This window comes from Vibrio sp. Vb1018, assembly GCF_033338775.1.
In the GTDB taxonomy this organism is placed as follows: Bacteria; Pseudomonadota; Gammaproteobacteria; order Enterobacterales; family Vibrionaceae; genus Vibrio; species Vibrio alginolyticus.
Window position 1 is genome coordinate 1 of record NZ_JAWOTI010000015.1, and the last position, 20,135, is coordinate 20,135.

15 protein-coding genes are annotated in these 20,135 nt (G+C 45.0%); 7 read left to right on the forward strand and 8 right to left on the reverse strand.

Annotated features, from left to right (window positions below; translation table 11 throughout):
* The first annotated feature begins 216 nt into the window (after nt 1-216).
* Complete coding sequence (locus R7Z10_RS15675) at nt 217-801, forward strand: flavodoxin family protein (protein WP_025521460.1); 585 nt, start codon at nt 217-219, stop codon at nt 799-801.
* 63 nt (nt 802-864) lie between these two features.
* Here the strand turns inward: R7Z10_RS15675 and R7Z10_RS15680 are convergent, their stop codons facing one another.
* On the reverse strand, nt 865-2,490 hold the full coding sequence (locus R7Z10_RS15680) for an ABC transporter substrate-binding protein (protein WP_064369550.1): 1,626 nt from the start codon (nt 2,488-2,490) through the stop codon (nt 865-867).
* Nucleotides 2,491-2,631: 141 nt separating this feature from the next.
* Between R7Z10_RS15680 and mpaA the strand changes: the two genes are divergently transcribed.
* Nucleotides 2,632-3,342, forward strand: a complete 711-nt coding sequence (gene mpaA / locus R7Z10_RS15685) for a murein tripeptide amidase MpaA (protein ID WP_062730874.1) — start codon at nt 2,632-2,634, stop codon at nt 3,340-3,342.
* Between the two features lie 19 nt (nt 3,343-3,361).
* On the opposite strand, the gene R7Z10_RS15690 is transcribed toward mpaA, so the two are convergent.
* Complete coding sequence (locus R7Z10_RS15690; RefSeq protein WP_021707579.1) at nt 3,362-4,213, reverse strand: SIS domain-containing protein; 852 nt, start codon at nt 4,211-4,213, stop codon at nt 3,362-3,364.
* Between the two features lie 242 nt (nt 4,214-4,455).
* Between R7Z10_RS15690 and murQ the strand changes: the two genes are divergently transcribed.
* The 3 genes from murQ (at nt 4,456) to R7Z10_RS15705 (ending at nt 8,045) form a co-directional block, all read left to right on the forward strand.
* Nucleotides 4,456-5,358 carry an N-acetylmuramic acid 6-phosphate etherase gene (murQ, locus tag R7Z10_RS15695; protein WP_062730873.1) on the forward strand — a complete coding sequence of 301 codons (903 nt, stop codon included), beginning with the start codon at nt 4,456-4,458 and terminating at the stop codon, nt 5,356-5,358.
* Between the two features lie 28 nt (nt 5,359-5,386).
* Nucleotides 5,387-6,841, forward strand: a complete 1,455-nt coding sequence (murP, locus tag R7Z10_RS15700; protein WP_062730872.1) for a PTS N-acetylmuramic acid transporter subunit IIBC — start codon at nt 5,387-5,389, stop codon at nt 6,839-6,841.
* A gap of 148 nt (nt 6,842-6,989) precedes the next feature.
* On the forward strand, nt 6,990-8,045 hold the full coding sequence (locus R7Z10_RS15705; protein ID WP_258484021.1) for a porin: 1,056 nt from the start codon (nt 6,990-6,992) through the stop codon (nt 8,043-8,045).
* Between the two features lie 89 nt (nt 8,046-8,134).
* Here the strand turns inward: R7Z10_RS15705 and R7Z10_RS15710 are convergent, their stop codons facing one another.
* Complete coding sequence (locus R7Z10_RS15710; protein WP_054700563.1) at nt 8,135-8,800, reverse strand: peptidase E; 666 nt, start codon at nt 8,798-8,800, stop codon at nt 8,135-8,137.
* 37 nt (nt 8,801-8,837) lie between these two features.
* Entirely contained in the window at nt 8,838-9,749 is a 912-nt protein-coding gene (locus R7Z10_RS15715) for a LysR family transcriptional regulator (RefSeq protein ID WP_054700560.1), read from the reverse strand.
* 88 nt (nt 9,750-9,837) lie between these two features.
* On the opposite strand from R7Z10_RS15715, the gene catC reads away from it, so the two are divergent.
* On the forward strand, nt 9,838-10,497 hold the full coding sequence (gene catC / locus R7Z10_RS15720; RefSeq protein ID WP_042522290.1) for a type C chloramphenicol O-acetyltransferase: 660 nt from the start codon (nt 9,838-9,840) through the stop codon (nt 10,495-10,497).
* Between the two features lie 56 nt (nt 10,498-10,553).
* Here the strand turns inward: catC and R7Z10_RS15725 are convergent, their stop codons facing one another.
* The 4 genes from R7Z10_RS15725 to R7Z10_RS15740 all read right to left on the reverse strand — a co-directional run bounded on the left by R7Z10_RS15725 (nt 10,554) and on the right by R7Z10_RS15740 (nt 16,817).
* Nucleotides 10,554-12,233, reverse strand: coding sequence for a DUF342 domain-containing protein (locus R7Z10_RS15725; protein WP_054700557.1), 1,680 nt, complete (start codon nt 12,231-12,233; stop codon nt 10,554-10,556).
* 251 nt (nt 12,234-12,484) lie between these two features.
* Nucleotides 12,485-14,512 (reverse strand): tRNA(Met) cytidine acetyltransferase TmcA, encoded by a 2,028-nt coding sequence (locus R7Z10_RS15730; RefSeq protein ID WP_054700554.1) that lies wholly within the window; start codon nt 14,510-14,512, stop codon nt 12,485-12,487.
* A 105-nt stretch (nt 14,513-14,617) separates the two neighbouring features.
* Nucleotides 14,618-15,592: a ParB/RepB/Spo0J family partition protein gene (locus tag R7Z10_RS15735; RefSeq protein ID WP_005374504.1), complete on the reverse strand. Its 975-nt coding sequence runs from the start codon at nt 15,590-15,592 to the stop codon at nt 14,618-14,620.
* A 7-nt stretch (nt 15,593-15,599) separates the two neighbouring features.
* Complete coding sequence (locus tag R7Z10_RS15740; protein ID WP_005374503.1) at nt 15,600-16,817, reverse strand: AAA family ATPase; 1,218 nt, start codon at nt 16,815-16,817, stop codon at nt 15,600-15,602.
* A 1,237-nt stretch (nt 16,818-18,054) separates the two neighbouring features.
* Between R7Z10_RS15740 and R7Z10_RS15745 the strand changes: the two genes are divergently transcribed.
* Entirely contained in the window at nt 18,055-20,025 is a 1,971-nt protein-coding gene (locus R7Z10_RS15745) for a replication initiator protein RctB domain-containing protein (protein ID WP_017635223.1), read from the forward strand.
* Nucleotides 20,026-20,135: the final 110 nt, after the last annotated feature.

The following is a 20,135-nucleotide window of genomic DNA, read 5'->3' on the forward strand; positions in this document are numbered from 1 at the left end:
GAGTTCTTTTAGTTGTTGATTTCATAACACTCTCCAATTTTGGGGTGGAAAGTGTCAACCTTATTTAGGACGGCACATAACCCACTAAAAAGCCGATGTATCTACATCGGCTTTTTTAATGCACTTCTTTTTAAGTTTTAGTGTTGACCTCAACTTAGCTTGAGGTTTTAGCCTTAGTCGCACGATTAAAAATCAACAATGAAAAAAGGAACCATTGTGTCCAAAATTGCGATTATTTATTTCTCTAAAACCGACGTTACTGGTCAGCTTGCTCGCGCGATTGCCGCAGGCCTTGAACAACAAGGCATTAAGCAGCAAGATGAATGTGAAATCCTCTCTCACCGAATTGAAGGCAGTGAGATTATTGAGGGACGTTTTGTGAACCCTAAACTAATGGATGAACTTGCTGAGTGTGATGCGATTATCTTTGGCTCACCGACCTATATGGGCGGTGTAGCAGCGCAGTTTAAAGCATTTGCAGATGCAAGCAGTGAATCTTGGTATTACCAAAAATGGGCGAGCAAAATCGCGGCTGGCTTTACCAGTGGTGGGGCAATGAATGGCGACCAATCTTGCACATTACAATATCTACAAACGCTCGCTAACCAACACGGCATGATGTGGGTCGGGTTGGATAAGATCAGCAATTCTGGGGAGCAAAACCTGAATCGTTATGGTGTACAAGGTGGTATTGTTGCACAAGGTGGTGAAGGTGGTCAGTTGCATGCTTCTGATGTTGCAACGGCGGAGTATCTTGGCAAACGAGTCGCTATGCTCGTGAATAAGCTCTCCACTCGCTAACAATAAAAAGAAGCCCCGTAAGATACATCTTCGGGGCTTCATATTTATCGCTTGTTTTGAGCGCTACTTCTTGATGTAGAGGTCTTTCGAGTAGATACGACCTTCTACGTTGTTCTTGGCAAAACCGCCAACCGTAGGACGAACCAAACGCGCTTGCATGTAGTAGTAAATCGGTGCGATTGGCATATCCGCCGCCAACAATTGCTCGGCTTGATCATAGAAACCTTGGCGTGCTTTCTCATTGGTTGCAGCCAATGCACTGTTCATCGCGTTGTCGTACGCTTCACTGCTGTAACGTGCAAAGTTACCCGAGGAACCTGAGCGAAGTAAGCTCAGGAAAGTAGACGCTTCATTGTAATCACCACACCAGGAAGCGCGCATCACATCGAAATTGCCTTGTTTACGCGCCACTAAGTACGACTTCCACTCTTGGTTTTCTAACTCCACGTTTGCACCGAGATTTTTTTGTAGCATCGACGCTATCGCAACCGCGATCGATTTGTTTGCCTCACTGGTGTTGTACAGCAATTTAAAATCGAGCGGCTTGTCTTGGCTGTAACCCGCTTCTTTTAACAACTGACGCGCTTTCTCGTCACGTTGTTGCTGACTCCACTTACTGTATTCAGGCGGCGTCGCATCAAACCCTGCGGTGTACTGATGCGCAAAAGTATAAGCAGGAAGGTTGCCCACTTGCGTGACACCATTCGTAATCACATCGCGCATGATGGAGTACGACACCGCTTGACGCACTCGCACATCATCAAATGGCGGACGAGTGGTATTGAACGCGTAGTAATACGTACACAATAATGGCACCACCGTGTAAGCCTGCTTGTAATCTTGTTTAAGCTTCTGCGCCATATGAGTCGGCACATCTGACGTGATATCCAGCTCTCCTGCCGCAAAGCGATTGATAGACGCGTTTTGGTTTTCAAACGGAATGTAAGTCACTCTGTTTAGATGCGTATCTGCGCTGTCCCAGTAACTTGGACTCTTAACCAGTTCAATGCGTTCATTCACGACCCACTTATCCAATGTGAATGCACCGTTGCTAACAAATTGGTCTGGATCGCTCCACGGCTTGTCGCGGTTTTCCACTGTCGCTTGATGCACTGGCATCATGGACGTGTGCCCAGTCATAGCAACAAAGTACGGCACTTGACTGTCCAACTCAAAACGTAGGGTGTATTTATCCACTGCCTTGATACCGAGATCGTCCAAAGGCTTTTTGCCCTCTGCTACATCGGCGATGTTTTTGATCTTGGTGAGTTTGAGATACCAAACATTTGGAGAAGCGGTCTTCGGGTCCACCGCTCGGCGCAGTGAATAGACAAAATCATCCGCCGTCACAGGCTCGCCATTCGACCATTTCGCGTCTTTGCGCAAGTGAAAAGTAAAGGTTTGGTTGTCCTTGGTTTCCCATGATTCTGCCACACCGGGAATGATGTTTCCGTCACGATCTTGAATCACAAGCCCTTCAAATAAGTCACGAATCACATGCATTTCTGGCAGACCTTCGGCTTTCGCTGGGTCAAGCGTCGCCGCCTCTGCGTCATTCGCACGTACTAAATGCTGTTCTGCGGCAAGTTGAATACCTTTAGGTAAGGTCTCCGCAGCAACTGATGTAGCAAGAAAAGGGGTGAATAAAGAGGAAATCAGCAACGCCGTTGAATGTTTTTTAAAATCCATATCTTTTTTCGTTCTCCTAACGCGTCTTGTGAAGCAAGTGCCACAATTAACATTTCAACCGTTGACGAGTTTAAACGGTTCAGTTTAGCTAGGTGTAATTAGCTTAGATATTGATACTACTTCATCAATCAGGAGATTACGGTGAGTCTAATTCCAAGAACGGAAAGAGCGGCATTTTTAATTCGGCCAACATCATACGGTCAATCCGTGCTTGGTGCGCCATTACTGTATTTTCCGGCTCAAGTCGAAAGTGCTTCGCGAGGTTTGATTTTGGCAGGCACTCACGGGGACGAGACGGCCTCGATTGCAGGTTTGTCCTGCGCGCTAAGAAGCTTGCCTGCTGATAACTTACGACATGATGTGATTCTGTCAATGAATCCTGACGGCAACCAGCTAGGCACACGCGCAAACGCAAACCAAGTGGACCTCAATCGCGCGTTTCCAACCCCAAATTGGACTGAGCATGGCACAGTGTATCGATGGAGCTCTCACACACCCGTTCGAGACGTACAGGTGAAAACTGGCACTAAAAACCAACTAGAGCCTGAAGTTAGCGCATTAATTAACTTGATTGAACTGCGCAAGCCAAAGTTTGTGGTGTCGTTTCATGAACCGCTTGCGTTTGTGGATGATCCCAAACATTCCGACCTTGCCAAATGGCTCGGCGAGCAGTTCCAACTGCCAATCGTTGACGATGTCGACTACGAAACACCCGGCTCATTCGGCACTTGGTGTAGTGAACGTGATTTACCTTGCATCACGTTGGAATTACCCGCGATTTCTGCCGATCTCACCATTGAAAAACATCTCTCTGCTTTTATTGCTTTGCTGAGGCACGATCCGGATCTCTAGTCCGCTGTTGGTTAAGCGATCATGTGAGGATCTGTTTGATGTCGGTACTGATATCGCTGATCAACTGACGGGCACTGTCGTCTCTTTGCTGAACCAAGATGATAAACAGCAAATCGGTGATCACGTTTTGCGCGGTACGCGAAGCAATGGATGAGCTGCGATGTTCCGTTTCATTGGCAATCGTATCAAACGTAATATCGGCAATACCGCGCAAGCGACTTCTCCCAGGAGCAGATAACGCAATCACCTTCGCGCCCTGCTCTTTTGCCGCTTCTGCCGCGACGAGAATTTCTTTGCGTTCGCCCGAATACGAAATCGCAATCTGCACATCTTCTGAAGAGAGGGTACGAGCAACAGCAATCTGCACGTGGCTGTCTTGTTCGGAAAGCGCCGTAATACCGAGTTTAAGCAGTTTAAAGCTTAAATCCTTCGCGGTCAGGGCTGAGCCCCCAATCCCGACCACTTGCACTCGACGCGCTTCGCTCAACCATTTCACCGCTTGGTGACACGCTTCATAAGACAGCGCATTGGTGGTTTGAAACATAGCATCTGTTTTTGCTTTCACCAGTTTCTGTGAAATAACCGCGATGGGATCATCTGCCAAAATATCACTGTGCAACGGTGTCGACTGCATCGCATGCTTACGGCCAATCTCTTCATTCAGAGCTAACTTAAACTCGCTGTAGCCTTTAAAGCCAATACGCTGAGTAAATTTCACAATGCTCGATTGACTCACTTTTACTTGCGCCGCAAGTTCTTGGCTAGTGAGCAGCGCCGCCTTTTCTGCGTTTTCAACAATCCAATCGCCGACCAAACGACCACTTTGCGAAAGCTGAGTACGCCTCGCGACTATCTTATTGACAACTGACACAACAAAAACCTCAAAAAATTTAAATAATTTATTCCAAAACAAAAATAATTGGAGTTTGATTTAACTCCATGATTATTCTAACCAAGCCAGTTTATATCGGATGTAATAGACATATATTTTCTCTCATTATTCCAAATTTCTCCTGCACAAAGAATAACCTCAAGTGTGATTTTTATCACCAAAACAGAATATTTTATTCCATAGAATCGCCCTCAGATTGAACATTACGAAGAGTGTAAAACATGAAAATTGATTTAAGCCGATTGGTGACAGAAAGCCGTAATCCAGTCAGTGCAGAGATTGATACGCTTTCGACCATCGAGATGCTGCAAGTCATTAATGAAGAGGATCAAAAAGTCGCGCTCGCGGTCAAAGCAGTGCTACCACAAATTGCAAAGACGGTTGATGCAATTACTGCAGCGTTCGCCAATGGTGGCCGTTTGGTTTACATGGGAGCAGGCACATCAGGCCGCTTAGGAATTCTTGATGCGAGCGAGTGTCCTCCTACCTACGGCACGCATCCAGATATGGTGATTGGCTTAATTGCTGGTGGACATCAAGCGATTTTAAAAGCGGTAGAAAACGCAGAAGACAACGCGAAAATGGGTCAAGACGACTTAAAAGCACTTCACCTCACCAAGCATGACGTGGTTGTAGGCATTGCAGCGAGTGGCCGTACACCTTATGTACTAGGTGGTTTGGAGTACGCTAAATCCATCGGAGCCACGACCGCATCTATCGCTTGTAATCCAGAATGTGCCATGGCAGAAGCGGCCGACATCGCGATTCTGCCGATAGTTGGCGCAGAGGTTGTCACTGGATCTTCTCGCATGAAAGCCGGCACCGCACAAAAACTGGTGCTAAACATGCTCACGACAGGCGCAATGATTCGTAGCGGTAAGGTATTTGGCAACTTAATGGTGGATGTAGAAGCCACTAACGCCAAGCTCATCCAACGCCAAACCAACATTGTTGTGGAAGCAACCGGCGCATCAAAAGAAGAAGCAGAGCGAGCATTAAAGGCCTGCGGTCGCCACTGCAAAACCGCCATCTTAATGATTTTGGCCGATTTGGATGCCGAACAAGCCAAATCACGCCTCGCCGCGCACAACGGCTTTATTCGCGCAGCACTAAATAATAACTAAATAATCCGAGTTCTGAAGGATAGACCCTATGGCAAAAATAACTTCAAACACAGTATCGCAGTTGCTGTCCGCAGTGGGTGGCAGTAACAACGTAAGCAAATGTGGTAACTGTATGACGCGTTTGCGTTTATCGCTCGCCAACAATGGCTTGGCTGATCAATCAGTTATCAAGCAAATTCCCGGCGTAATGGGTGTGGTGGAAAGCGATGAGCAGTTTCAGATCATTCTCGGTCCCGGAAAAGCTCAACAAGCGGCTGAGATGATGAATCAATTGATCGACAGCTTAACCTCTGGTGACAGTGAAGAAGCAGATATGCCGCAACAAGATCTTTCTGCCGTCGCAGCCGAGCAGAAAAAACAGATGAAGAGTAAGCAAACCAGTGCGGTTCAGCGTTTTTTAAGCAAGTTTGCCACCATCTTTACGCCGTTGATCCCAGGCTTTATTGCCGCTGGTTTGTTGCTAGGTTTTGCGACGTTATTGGAGCAGATGTTTGTTCTTGACCAGACACCAAGCCAGTTTATGTTGGATTTGATCGCCTACATGAAAGTCTTTGGTAAGGGTCTGTTTGCTTTCTTAAGTATTCTGATTGGTTACAACGCGCAGCAAGCGTTTGGCGGCTCTGGTGTTAATGGTGCCATTCTCGCCTCTTTGTTTGTGCTGGGTTACAACCCAGAGGCTACATCCGGCATTTACTCTGGCATGAACGAGTTTTTCGGCTTTGCGATTGATCCGCGCGGCAACATTATCGGCGTACTTTTAGCAGCGATCATCGGTGCACAAGTCGAGCGTAAGGTTCGTCAATACATGCCAGATGATCTGGACATGATCTTAACGTCCGTTATCACTCTGTTGATCATGGGTGCGGTAACCTTCTTGATCATCATGCCGATCGGCGGCGAGCTGTTTAAAGGGATGTCTTGGTTGTTCCTCAACTTGAACGATAACCCATTAGGCGCTGCAATCTTGGCAGGTTTGTTCTTAATTTCTGTGGTATTTGGCATCCACCAGGGTTTTGTTCCAGTGTACTTCGCATTGATGGAAGCACAGGGCTTTAACTCGCTATTCCCTATCCTGGCGATGGCTGGTGGCGGTCAGGTTGGCGCGTCAATGGCGCTGTATTTCAAAGCCAAAAAAGACGCTCTACTGCGCACTCAAGTTAAAGGCGCTATTATTCCTGGCCTTCTAGGCATTGGCGAACCATTGATTTACGGCGTGACATTACCACGCGTAAAACCATTCGTTACCGCTTGTATTGGCGGCGCTGCGGGCGGCTTCTTTATCGGTTTAGTTTCTTACCTTGGCTTACCAGTTGGTCTTAATACGGTGTTTGGCCCGTCCGGTATCGTGGCGATTCCTCTCATGACATCAGAAAATGGCATCTTCCCGGGAATGATGGTGTTTGTTGCTGGCCTGCTTATCTCTTACATCGTCGGCTTCCTCGCGACTTACTTCTTTGGCTGCAAAGACGTCGATTTAAGCTAAATCATTCTTCCCCTATAGGAATGGACTAGCTCGCGTCCTTGGCAAACAAGGGCGCACCCTCTCTCTACTTCACGACAATTTTTCTTATTCCGTTACTCGGAAGGGGCTTTGTCGTACCTAAAACAATAGAAATGAAAGGTCGTTAATCATGAAAAAGCACATTTTGACTCTACTTCTCCCAACATTGATGGCATCAAACGCAATGGCAGCGCAGCTGTATCAAGCGGAAGATGGGTCAGTTTTAAATATTTACTCTCGTCTTGGTTTCAATGTCACCAGTAAAAATGATGAGCACGGCGATGCAAATGGCGAGTTTGATGGCCGTATTGGTTTAAACGGTTCACAAACCATCAACGAGTACGCGTCGATCATCGGCCAAGCGCAATACCAAGTGGGTGCCGCTGAATACGCAAACCAAGTAAACGACAAACCGTCTCTGACCGCACGTTATGTATGGACGGGTATTGATGCGAAAGATTATGGTCGCATTACAGGTGGTCGCGTGGCATCTGGATTGATTATGTTTACCGACATTGGTGATGTATTCGCTTCTTCCGATGTTTCTATGGCGCGCCAAGCGAATAAAGTCGACAAAACCGCGACGCAAGTTTTCCGTCAAGATGGCACGCTGCAATACCAAAACAACCTAGGTAATGTCGATTTTTCTGTCGCGTACATTTTAGGAAACAACACTTCTGAGCTCGACTACGGTTACAACGCTGCACTGCGTTATACGCTAGACATGGGGAATTTGGGTACCTTGGCACCAGTGATAGCGATGCAGAAAAATAAAGGTGATGCACGTGAAAGCAACGACACCGATTACACATTCTGGGGCGCTGGTACGCGTTACTACTTAGGTGATTTGATGTTGGGTGCGTTGTACTCGGAAGATGAACTAGAGGGCTATTACTCACAAACCAGCACCGACAAAGTGATGGAGTTGACGGCGGTTTACAGTGTAAATGACAAATGGGCACTGCGTGCTGGTTATCGTTCTTTAGAAAATAGTGATGGTGACGAGCTAGAGCTGAAAGATACAACGCTAGAAGTGCAATACAAACTGACGCCTCGTTCTTCTATCTACACAAACTACGTTGATCGTAACGGCTCGCGTGGCTACAGCAATGGACAAGAAGTCTCGTTTGGCGGTGCGCACGCAGACGAAAGCTACTACCACTTAGGTCTGCGTTACGAGCTGTAAGCACGATACTTAATGTAAGTTAGCTGAATCCATGAGCTTCTTCTGTGTCCGGTCAGTAGTTATTGCCTTTAATGCTGATTTGAAGAAGCTCACCCTCGTAATATGTTTTCTTCGTTACCTGTTTTGACCAACACACCGGCATCAGGAAAGCTGGTGACAGTAGCTAACAATTTTCCATCAACAAAGTGCAATGCCGCATAATCGTGAATGCCATAACAAGTGATGCTCGGTTGAGAACGAGCAAAGGCTTGGAAAACCTCGAACTTCTCACCTACATGAGAAAAATGCGCCGCAGCCAAACCGTCAATAAATCCAAGACAACGCATAACTTGGTATGCTTCGGGATCACTGTCTGTCACCGCAAACTCAAACCAACAAATTGCACCTGCGCTCATGCCACAAATGATGATGCCTTGTTCATAACACTGCTTGAGTATTCTATCGATTCCCCATTCGCGCCAAATGGCCAACATCGAACGCGTATTACCGCCACCTACGTAAATGATGTCTTGTTCAAATAGCGTTTCTTTCCAACCAGCTTCAAACTTAAACAGCGGAAAATGGGTCACGTTTTCACTAAGCTTCGCATCGTAAAAACGTTCAATCACTTCATCGGCATCTCCCGTGGCTGTAGGTATAAAACAAATGTTTGGATTCTCCTTACCAGACAAAGACAAAATGTATTGATCGAGCGGGCTCGGATTCTCTCCCATCATCCAGCCCCCACCGCCAATCGCAATACAGTGTTTTCGCATTCCTTTACTTCCTCAATTGTTGCTAAGTTTGTTGTCGCTATTCTCCGACAGAATATATGTTCCTAAAGTGATCAATGAACGCTCGCGTTCTTCTTGGTAAGTGCTCACGCTTTGGGTAAAGCAGATAAAGCGGCAAAATCGCATCCGTTTGCCACTCTGGAAGCAAACTCACGAGTTGTTCTTTTTGTGCAGGTTCGAGTTTAGCCAATGCAAATTCATCTAACATGGCTACACCACAGCCAGCCAAAGTAGCATCCAACATGGACTGGACAAGATTAAAACTCAGCGTACTTTCTAACTCAATGCTGCACTGCTGTTGAGTTTGCTTATGCGTAAACGTCCACTTGTCTAACACCAAGTCACGACTTTTATAAAGGATGTGCTCTAAGTCACCAAGCTCCTCTGGCGTACTTACATTTGGTTTATCAGCTAAATACGAGCGATGAGCGATCGGTTTACAGTGTAAAGTGCGTAGCTGATGGCCGACGTATCCCTCTGGGGGAGTATCGGTAAAGTAGAATGCGATATCAAACCCAGCCTCAATCAAGTCGAGAGGTGTCTCTGTGAAGATCACTTCAACACTCACTTGTGGATGTTGCAATCGAAACTCGATCAATGTTTGGCTGAGTAACGCAGCTCCGAAAGAAGCGGACGCCGCTATTCTCAATTTTCCCGATACGATCTCGTTTGCCATGACTTGCTCATTGATCTGCTCAGCGCCTTCGAGCAGTTGCTTTACCTGCTGATAAAACCGCAAACCATCGTAGGTCAAATTAAACTGGCGCGTAGTTCGCTGAATAAGCTGCACCGACAATATGTCTTCAAGCTGTTTAAGTTGCCGACTTACATGCGCATTCGAACAATTCAGTCGCTTTGCTGCACCAGCAATACTTCGTTCCTCACACAAAGCGACGTAAAGTGGTACGTAGCTGAGCCATTTTATTTCCATACAGTAATTCTGAATCTCTAAAATCAAACTACTGGAAATAATAGAAAGCCTCTAAACTCTGTACAACCTAAATTTGAAAGGATGAGTTATGAGTGTTTTCGACACGTGGTTAAAAGGTCAAGTCATTAAAGATCACATCACTAATCCCAATATCATCGTTGGCGATTACAGCTATTACTCGGGCTTCTATCATCAAAAAAGCTTCGAAGAGCAAGCGGTACGCTACTTGTTGGGTGACCCCGTCACACTTCAAGAATGGCAAAGTAGAGAACCCGATAGCATCGACAAATTAATCATTGGCAAGTTTTGTTCCATCGCTTCTGGAGCCACCTTCATGATGGCAGGAAACCAAGGTCATCGCATTGACTGGATTTCGACCTTCCCCTTCTCTCCTGAAGACTTTGGAGAAGGCGTACAAGACGGTTTCGAGCGTGCCGGAGATACAGTGGTGGGGAACGATGTTTGGATTGGCAGCGAGGCGATGATCATGCCCGGAGTAAACATCGGCGATGGAGCCGTCATCGGAGCACGCGCAGTAGTGACGAGAGACGTCCAACCTTATTCGGTGGTGGTTGGAAACAACCAAGTCGTACGTCAACGATTCAGCGATAAAGAGATTGAAACTCTACTCAATATCCAATGGTGGAACTGGCCAATAGAACACATTAAACAAGCAATGAAAGTAATGTGTAGCAGCCAAGTCGGTGCGCTTGCGGACTACTATCAAGAGCACATTGTCGATTTGTAGATAAACAAAAGCCCACACATCTTGTTGCGACGTGTGGGCTCAGTGAGTAAGAAAGCTTAAACCGCAGCGACGTCCTCTTCTTCCAAGTTCGCCGAGACTTTAATTTCGTATTGATTGAAACGGAACGAACAACCGCCATGAGTACGCTTTGTCGTTACTTGCTCGTCGCCAAACTGCACCGTCACGCGAGTGAAGACACGCTCTTTGGCTTCGACAATATTTTCTTCTAACGCGACTTCAAAGTCATGTTCCGTTTGTTCTAGCTTTTGCTTTATCGCTTCAAGCTGCTCGTTGTTTTGTGTTTTCATCACATCAATCTGAGCTTGTTCTTCGTCGGTACGTTCGGCTTTAGGACGTTTCTTAAATTCGAGCTCTTTACGAATCACATCCATCGTGCCTTCTTGAGCGCGTTTGTATTGATCTTTGAGCTCTGCTAATCGCTCCTTAAATGCAGAATAGCGCGCGAACGCTTCTACCTTAGTGGCGGTGTCGCCTTCTACGCCCAATTGTAAGCACACCACTTTGTCACCGACTTTTGCATCTCCGCCGCTGAGCGTGCCGTTCCTACCGTTCGCATCCAGCACCGTCAGATTGCGACCACAAACAATATCGTTATTCATGCTGTGCACCGCCAACTCAATATCTTCGCCAGCTTGCAAATCACAATATTGGGCGTAGCTGGCTCGAATCGAGCCTTTGGTTTTGACGTGACAACTCTTTGGCTGGCCATCACTCACGGTGTGGCCAATGATCCCTTTACCAACTTGAATGTCGCCTTGCGCTTGTACGTCAGCCGATTCAATGAAGCCGCCTACAGTAATAGAACCCGTCGCTTTAACAATCATGCCGGATTCAATGTTGCCACCGATAATCACATTCCCTTTGAATTTCACGTGGCCTGTATTCACGCCAACGCTATTGAGGCAGAGTGCGTTATCAACTTCGATGGTTTTGTCTTTAATCAGGGGCGTACCGGATACCGATGCAATCAATAGGTTTGGGTCTTGCTTGCTTATCTCGGTGCCCTTGCCTGGCTTCATTGGGCTGTCTTTCCCGGCTTGTGGAGGAATCACTCGCCCTTGAACAGTAAAGCCAGGCGTGCCTTTGGTCGCAGGCGTGCGGCGCATCACCTCATCGCCTACGTCAACCGCGATAGTTTCACCGAGGTTACGTAAATCAATTTTGTCGCTAGCAGATTGGCCGTCTTTGGGTTTGAGGATGCGTTTGGTGATGTCTTTAACGAGAGGAGTAAAAAGAGCGTCTTTGCCTTTGATAGGTTGCTTACCAACCGCTACAGGTTGAGAAAAAGTTTCGCCGGGTTTGAGCTGAGTGCTGACAACCAACACTTTCTTCAAAGCCAGTTTGTTGATGCCTTTCGAAACTCGCGCTTGAGCAAGGGCTTGAACAATCTCGGGGCCACGTAAACCTCGGCCTCCGTACGCACCGACAACGTTCATACTGGCGAGCATGTCATTATTCGATAATTCGACCTCAACTTGCGCGTTGCGTTTTTCCGCAATGACGATGCCTTCGTAAGCTTCGGCTTTACGTTCTTTGGCGCAGTTAATGAACCTAACGACTTCCCCCTCAACAACAAACATCCTTTCAGCGTTCATTGCGACGAGCTGCTCGTTTAATTCATTTTGATTTAGCTCACCACCGAGGTCCACTTCTCCCGGAAGACGGGCTATCACCTTGGTCTTATCTTCAGATAACTCAAGACACAGCTTCCACATACCCTTACCACTTTGCTTCCCATCAACACTTTCAGTCTAACCAAATCCGTTTTCTGAACAAACCTCGCATTTCTTATTATAGGGCTCACGTCACTAAAGAAAGTAATCCATCAATAACGGTTAAACAGGATATTAAGAGAAAACTCGATTTAACCTAAAGCTCAATCAAAATACACGCTGAAACAAAAAGGAGCTGGATTTACAGTGTAAAATCAGCTCCCAATAATTTCATTTACAGTGTAAATTTCCCTTTATTGTTTACAGTGTAAATCGCTCCAAATGTGTCTTACTTCGTCCCTTAACTGCTGCTCAACTTGCCTTCTTCCAGGTAAACCAAATTGCTGAGCACATTCAGTCCAACTACGGTTAAGAAAAAGCTTACTAATCATCAAGTCGGAAACAGAGTTCAAACCTAAATTAAGTAACCACTGTTGAAGCCACACAGACACAGACTCATAACTGTTACCACCATCAGCATAACATTCAATTAGTAATAACTTAGCGGGATGAAGTGGACTCATTCCCAAAGGTTGCGGCAATAGAGCTCGAAAAATAGGGGCTTCTAATTTTGGATAGACGTCAGCCACATTGTTAGACAACATTTCTTCAAATAGCGCCTGAGATTGGTCGACCCAAGCCGTCTGTTGGGAATTACAAGGTTTGACCATCAAGACTGAATAACAACCGCTAGCAGCATCGCGCATTGACCCTAAGCGAATTGTACGGAAGTTCGATTGTCGCCAGAAATAGAGCAACTCTTCCGTCGCACCAAAACTCGTGGATAAGTAGGCAATGTGTTTAGCAGCCATTTGCTCAAGTTGCTGCAGAATTTTTTGACCAATGCCTTTGCCTTGCAATGCTGGATGAACCGCAATTCTCATGACTCGCAGCGTCGATAGATTCGCGACATTCGGGAATCCTAGGTGGTTTGCAATCGTAATTGGGGCTAAGTGTCCTTTAGGACGACGCTTACCAAGCTGGATTTCTTCAATCAATTCATCGTCAAGGCCCCCCTCTTCGACCGCTAATATCACCCCCACAACCGCATTATCTTGCTTAGCAAAATAGAGCTGACTGTTGTCGTCTTGCAAAAGGTGAATCAAATCATTCGGCGAGGTCTGATAATGAGCATTCACCAAAAGAGCGAAGCACTCACGCAGCAAACTAGGCTGCGATATCAAATTGTTCTTATCGGCTTTAGAAAGGGAAATTGAGTCGACCTGTTTAAGTTGATGGTGCGTTAACTCCGCATCCAACAAAAACGCGTCATAGAGCCATGATTCGAGCGCATCATTCATGCTCCAGCGGATGGGCTGTGTCATGTGCCATGTTTTCATCCCCGAACGCTGTTTCTGAAGCCAATCAACAAATTTAATCGTAAAACCCCGGCCACAACCTTCATAACCGTGAATAGTCGTAGAAAAAACGAGTCGATGATAATGTTCGGTAATGCTTTTGAGCATAGGAACTGGAATTGCAGCCGCTTCATCGACAAGTAACAAATCACATTCAGGTCGACTCAATAATAGTTCATCTGGAGCAATAAATTGAATGGCTCCCTGCCCTGATTCTAATCTGTCCTTCTTAATACGCTGTGCGCTAGGGAGTAAACGTAAAGCATGTTGGTAAACAGGCTCAACGGCTTTTATAGATGGTGCCGTAATTAAGATTCTAAGCGGCTTCTGCTGTAATAAGTTCGCACACGCAATTCCGAGGGCACTTGTTTTTCCGCGCCCACGATCAGCGGTCAAAATTAATGGTCGCTTTCGATGTCCTGTCACCACCTTTTCAATTAGAGAAATGGCATGTTCTTGTTCCGTGTAGTGGCTTTCTTTTTCTGCTTGCTTGATGTCTGGAGCCGTTGGCAATGGTTTGTCTTGCTCAATAACAACGAGCTTCTCCCATTGTTTGTGCATCCATTGCTGAGCAAAATTCGTTGGTTGTCGCGGCTCAGTAATGACAATAAGAAAACCGCCGCCAACCAATGAGCCAAGCGCGGCGGTAAAACTATTTGCGTCAAAGCCATTTCGAGCATCAAACAATAGAACGTCACACTCTCTGCCTAGCAACATGTGCCCTTGTTTAGACGAAACACTGGATACGTTTTTCAAACCAAAATCACCAACAGAAAACCAACGTTGATGGCGCTGCGTTTTATGGAACTCTGACATCAACGCATTTTGCCAAGAAGCCTCGCCTTGAATGACTACACCAATCCTTTGGAAAGATTGGTGAGCTTGATGTTGAAGTGATGAAAGGAAATCAGATTGTGTCTGCATTTTGTCTATCCAACGTTGAACTGACACAATGGTATCACATCTTTAATTTGACGCTTCTCAGATATAAAAAAACCGCCCGGAGGCGGTTGATTCAATCATCATTTGTTATTGCAGTTTGGTTTGTACAAACGCAAGAATCTCTTCCATTAAGCTGTCGTCAACTTTCTTCAAGTTCAACGCCAGGCTGCTACCTTTTCGGCTATAGCTTGCTCGACCTTTTACTAAGTCGACTTTTTCCGTCTTCTTGCCAGGTTTTGCTGGTGCAAGTTCAGTAATCCAATTTTCGATGCTTTCCGTGACTTCTTTTGTCAGACGAGCAACGCCTTGAGCTGTGCTTCGCTGCCATAAAAACCCTTCGCTAGAGCGACATTTATCTAACAGCTCTTGCTGCTGCTCTGGCGTCAGCGTTGAAAACTGTTTGTGCAGTTTCACGATAGTTGGACGACCGAGATCGCCAACATTCGGATACGCTTGAAGCAGTTCTAACGGTAATGCTGCGGCTTTTAAAGCGCCACTTACCAACGCTTCACTGCACTGGAACATTTTTGCCAATGCTTTCTGATCTTCAGCTTCACCACTATCAAGCTTAGCCTGCATCTCTTTCCCTTTTTCATATAAAGAGAGCGGCTTGTGAGCATTTGCCACATCAGACAAAAACTTAGCATGGTCAGTATTGATGTTGTCAGCAACATAAACCAAAAAATCTTGTTCAGCGAGGATACAAGACATGCGACGACGGCTACCATCTAAAACTTCGATCTTGCCATCTTCAGTTCTACGACCTACAGCTGGATATTGTTGGCCACGCTCTTTGAGTGTGACTAAAACATCAGATAAAGCATGTTCATTTAAGAACGATTGCTCACGAGCGTTATCAACAAATACTGTTGTTTCTGTCGCAACTTTATTTGCAGGAATACGCACAAGTTCAAACTGAACAATATTTTCACCTGCAACTGCTAGTTCAATCGTTTGAGCTTTCTCTTTTGCCGCAGTTTGCGCCTCTTGCGGAGTCACAACACGACGCTTATTCGTTTTGCCAAATAATTTCGCGTTTAATTCAGACGTTTTCAAAGCCATTTACTTATTACCCCTGATTCAATGACGGCCAATTAGAGTGCAGGACACGCTCTAATTCCAGTGCGCTTTTATGAACAGCGTCCTGCGCGGTAGCTAGTGTCTTCTTACCGCCTTCAAAATCGCTTACTGTCAGATCAAATACTGTGCTGTAGGTATCGGCACAGGTTTCAAACGCACGGCTACGAGGAATAGTAGCCATCATAACTTGGTCACCTAGAAGATAGTTCATTTCAGTTAAAACAGAAACTTGCTTCTTATTGTCGTCCTCAAACATGGTTGGCATCAAGCGAACAAACTCAAGACCATTCCAGTCCTCCGGGAACATTTCATATACCGTAGGCAAATGCTGGAAGAAGTTTACTGTTGAAGCCCAGTCCAGACGCTTAGCCGCACAAGGAATTAGCAAGGCATTTGATGCATACATCGCATTCCATACTAATGGGTCAACGTGTGGACCGGTATCAATCATAATGATATCGAAGTCATCAGCAATTTTATCAATCAGTTGCTCTTTCAGCAGACGGACGATATCGAGTGATGGGTCTTCAGATAGCGTTTGCCATGCTTCCGCATTAAACATCGCGTCTTCTGGAAACGCTGAAATCGACTTTAAGTTCGGATATTGCGTTGGCAGCAATACGTTTTTACGTAAAAATTCACTGTCAATTTCCACACCATCAGGCACGTTACCCAACATAATGTCTACCGCAGAATAGATATTATCATGCTCTGCCATGCTGATTTGCGGGTTGAGGAATAAACGTAGCGAGCCTTGTGGGTCTAAGTCGATTAAACAAATACGGTATCGTTTATCCAAATTTAGCGCTAAACATGCCGCTAAATGAACCGCGGTCATTGATTTACCTGTACCGCCCTTTTGGTTCTGCACATTAATAATCCAAGGTTTGTTACCTGAATTCTTTTTACGCTCATGAAATTTAGGCACTTCAGCCGCATCCATGAGCATGTGTGCTTCTTCTAACGTAATTGAATAATGATTCGCGTTGTTTTTAGTAAATTGATGCCCAGCGGCTTCCATTTTACCAATCGCGTCGTCGAGCTTACGGCGAGTTAGACCAGAACGGGTTTCCATCATCGCTTTCGACATTGGTGGGAAGTAGTTATCGCTTCGCTCTTCTAAAACAATTTCAATACGGTCAGCTTGAACCTGCTGAGTCAGCTCCGCTAACTCAAGAAGGTTTTCAATCGTTTTTTCTCTTTTCATGCCAAATTCCGTTGGAAGGATTTATAATTGCAATTGTACAGCAGTAAAGACCAAAAACAACAAAAAGGTGCACGAACATTTTGAATTACCATCACATAAAAAAACACCCAAATCGACGCTTTTATGATTTATGGTCAAAAAGATAACTATTTTTAATCAAATAATCTTCTCATAAGTGGACACCTAAACTTAAAAATAAAAAGTGTTACAGCGTCACTCATTTACAATGTAAATCAATTTTCTACCGGAACGATTATAATCTTAAGCTAAATTACGGGTTATGTTAGACCAACCTAATTTAAACGATAAATAGTAAGTAATATCGGAACAATAAAGACCTGAACACCTTGATCATGTCTCCGAGCAAAATAGGGCAGTTCCAGCGAAACATCTATGGAAGTATGATCAAGGCATGCTTATGATCATGCTTCCGTGTTAATAAGCAAATCCGAAAGCATGATCATGGAAAAATAGAGCAGAGTACGGTGTAAACACGCAAATAAAATAAGATCCATTAATCGGAAATATGATCAAGCCTTAGAATCTCTCGGAAGCATGAGTTTTCTTCTCTGATTTACGGTTGAGTGCAGACAGAATGGGGGATTGAGCAGAAATTGACGTTATAGAAGCCGGAACAATGAAATTGCTCAAGTTGCTATGATAAATCACGCTCTCATGATCATGCTTCCTGTAAATAAGCAGAGACTAGGATTTACTTCTAAATATGAGCGACTTGAATGTATTTTAATCAGATGAGTGATATCTCATCAATATGGGCGCCAGAACGATAGATATATTGGCTCTTGATCATCGATCCGAGTATAAATAACATCACCAATGCACAATATAATCATCGTGAAGATCATTATTAAATACTGCATCTGTGGATAACCTGTAAAAACATCATGATCATCGTTTCAAGACTCTTTTGATCATCTTTTCATAACCTTAATGATCATGCTTACGAATAAATATGATCATGCTTTCAGGTTATTGTTGATCATACTTTCAGACTTCTTATGATCATAGTTCCGAAACACATGGAAATAATAGTCTTATAGAACAAAAGCTTAGCGAGAAATTTCAAGCCAGATCATTAGATCATATAATCAATTAAGATCAGATTAATCAAAAAGATCAGTTATTTAAAAACAATCTTTTTTCTTTATTTATGATCTGTTTTTCTTTATTCTTCGGAACCATAGCACAACTACGGCTAGTGTGATCTGGATCTAAAATGACGGCTGATGAAAAAATTCTGATTAAAGCACCGAGAAGCCACAAAGATGGCCATCTTTTTGAGGTACATGAATCCTCTGCGGATTGGGTAGAGCAGTACCAACATTTCAAAGGGGTGACCAAAAGCATCTTAGAGTTGCTTAATCTGATCTCATTACGAGGCTTCAGCAGCAAGGATGGTTTGGTTTCAACCACAGAGATTGTGGAAGCAACAGATGGGCAACTCACACGTGCAGCCCTGCAACAACGTTTGCGCGCGGCAGTAAATATTGGTTTATTTACTCAAACTCCAGTGCGTTTTGAAGAGGGACTTGCTGGTAAAACGATGCTACATAAATTTGTGAATCCCAATCAGCTTATATCTGTGTTGGGAGCAACAAGTCTCGTTACCGACAAAGTTCGTCAGAACGAAAAACAAAAACGTTCGAAAGCATTGGCTCAGACTCAAGTAAACAAACGTTTGTTGAATGAGCACGGGTTAAACACACCTCCCACGATGAAAGATGAAGCCGATCAATTTGTTGTATCTCCAACAAATTGGGCTGGGATCATTGACCAAGCACTTGCGCCACCAAGAACTCGAAAAAGTTATCAGAAATCCATGGTGTCGATCTCTGGCACTAAAGCCGTTATTGAGACGCGATCATCCAAAAATATCATGACTGTGGATGATCTCATGACCCTGTTCGCTCTCTTCACGTTAACGGTTCAGTATCATGATCATCACAAAGATCAGTATCAGCTTGATGCGGCTCACGTACCAAACAAAACGCCGCTATACATCACTGATATTTTGTCGCTCAGAGGCAAAAAAGACAGTGGCCCAGCTCGTGATTCCATTCGCGATAGCATTGATCGCATTGAATTCACTGATTTTCAGCTCCATGAACTTACGGGACGTTGGCTAAGTGAAAACATGCCAGAGGGCTTCAAAAGTGATCGTTTTCGTTTTCTTGCTCGAACCATCACGGCCTCTGAAGAGGCACCTGTGGAGGGAAGCGATGGTGAAATTCGTATCAAGCCAAACTTATATATTTTAGTTTGGGAACCTTCGTTTTATGAAGAGCTGTTAACGCGCGATTATTTCTTCTTGTTTCCGCCAGAGATCTTGAAACAACATACTTTGGTGTTTCAACTGTACTCTTTCTTCCGTAGTCGCATGGTTCGTCGTCACACGGATTGCATGCTACTGAGTGAGTTAAACCAGAAACTTGCACGTAACATTGAATGGCGACGTTTCTCCATGGATCTGATCCGAGAACTAAAGCGTTTGTCTGATGGAAAAGGGAATGATGATCTATTCGTCGTTAATTTGTGGGGTTATCACCTGACGATCGAAACCATGATCGAAAATGACAAAGTGATGGACTACCAGATCGACATCAAATGTGATGTCGAAGAGGTCTTACGTTATTCACGAGCGCGAACGACCAACGCAGGAAAGCGTAACATGGCGCCTACGCTGCCAAACCCACTTCGTAATGAGATGGTAACCCGACAACAGCTTGAGGAGCTCTCAGGCATCATAGACGGCGAATTTGAGCCCATTCAACGCAAAGCACCGTCTCCAAGAGGGAATTTAGGGCGACGCGTGAAGCAAAGAAAACATTTGGTAGAGATCAATGCTGATGAGATCACCATTACTCTATCTAAATATACCTCACCAGAGGCTCTAGAACGCAGTATAACGGCTTTGTCTGCGATGACAGGGCACTCGTACGCCTCAATCAAAGAAGAGTGCTCAGATTACATAGAGAAGCTCGATTGGCTAAGGGTAGGGGATGAGCCGATTCCTTATGAGACATTAAGTAAAACCGTCGAGCTGTTTAACACCCAGAACGATGTTAAGCATCTTACCATCGAGCGCTTGATTGCGGGGTTAGCGGTGCGTCGGAAAGTTTGTCGTCAAATCTTCGATGGTCACATGGATGAAATGGTATTTCGTGCCTTGGATGAAATGGCGATTTAAAAGTGTCGCTTGATGTGTATCAAGCTATAGGTGTGATGTATCGGTTTGAAATGTAACAATGTCTTTCGATGATAAAAAACAGACTTAACTCTTACAAACCACTGACATTA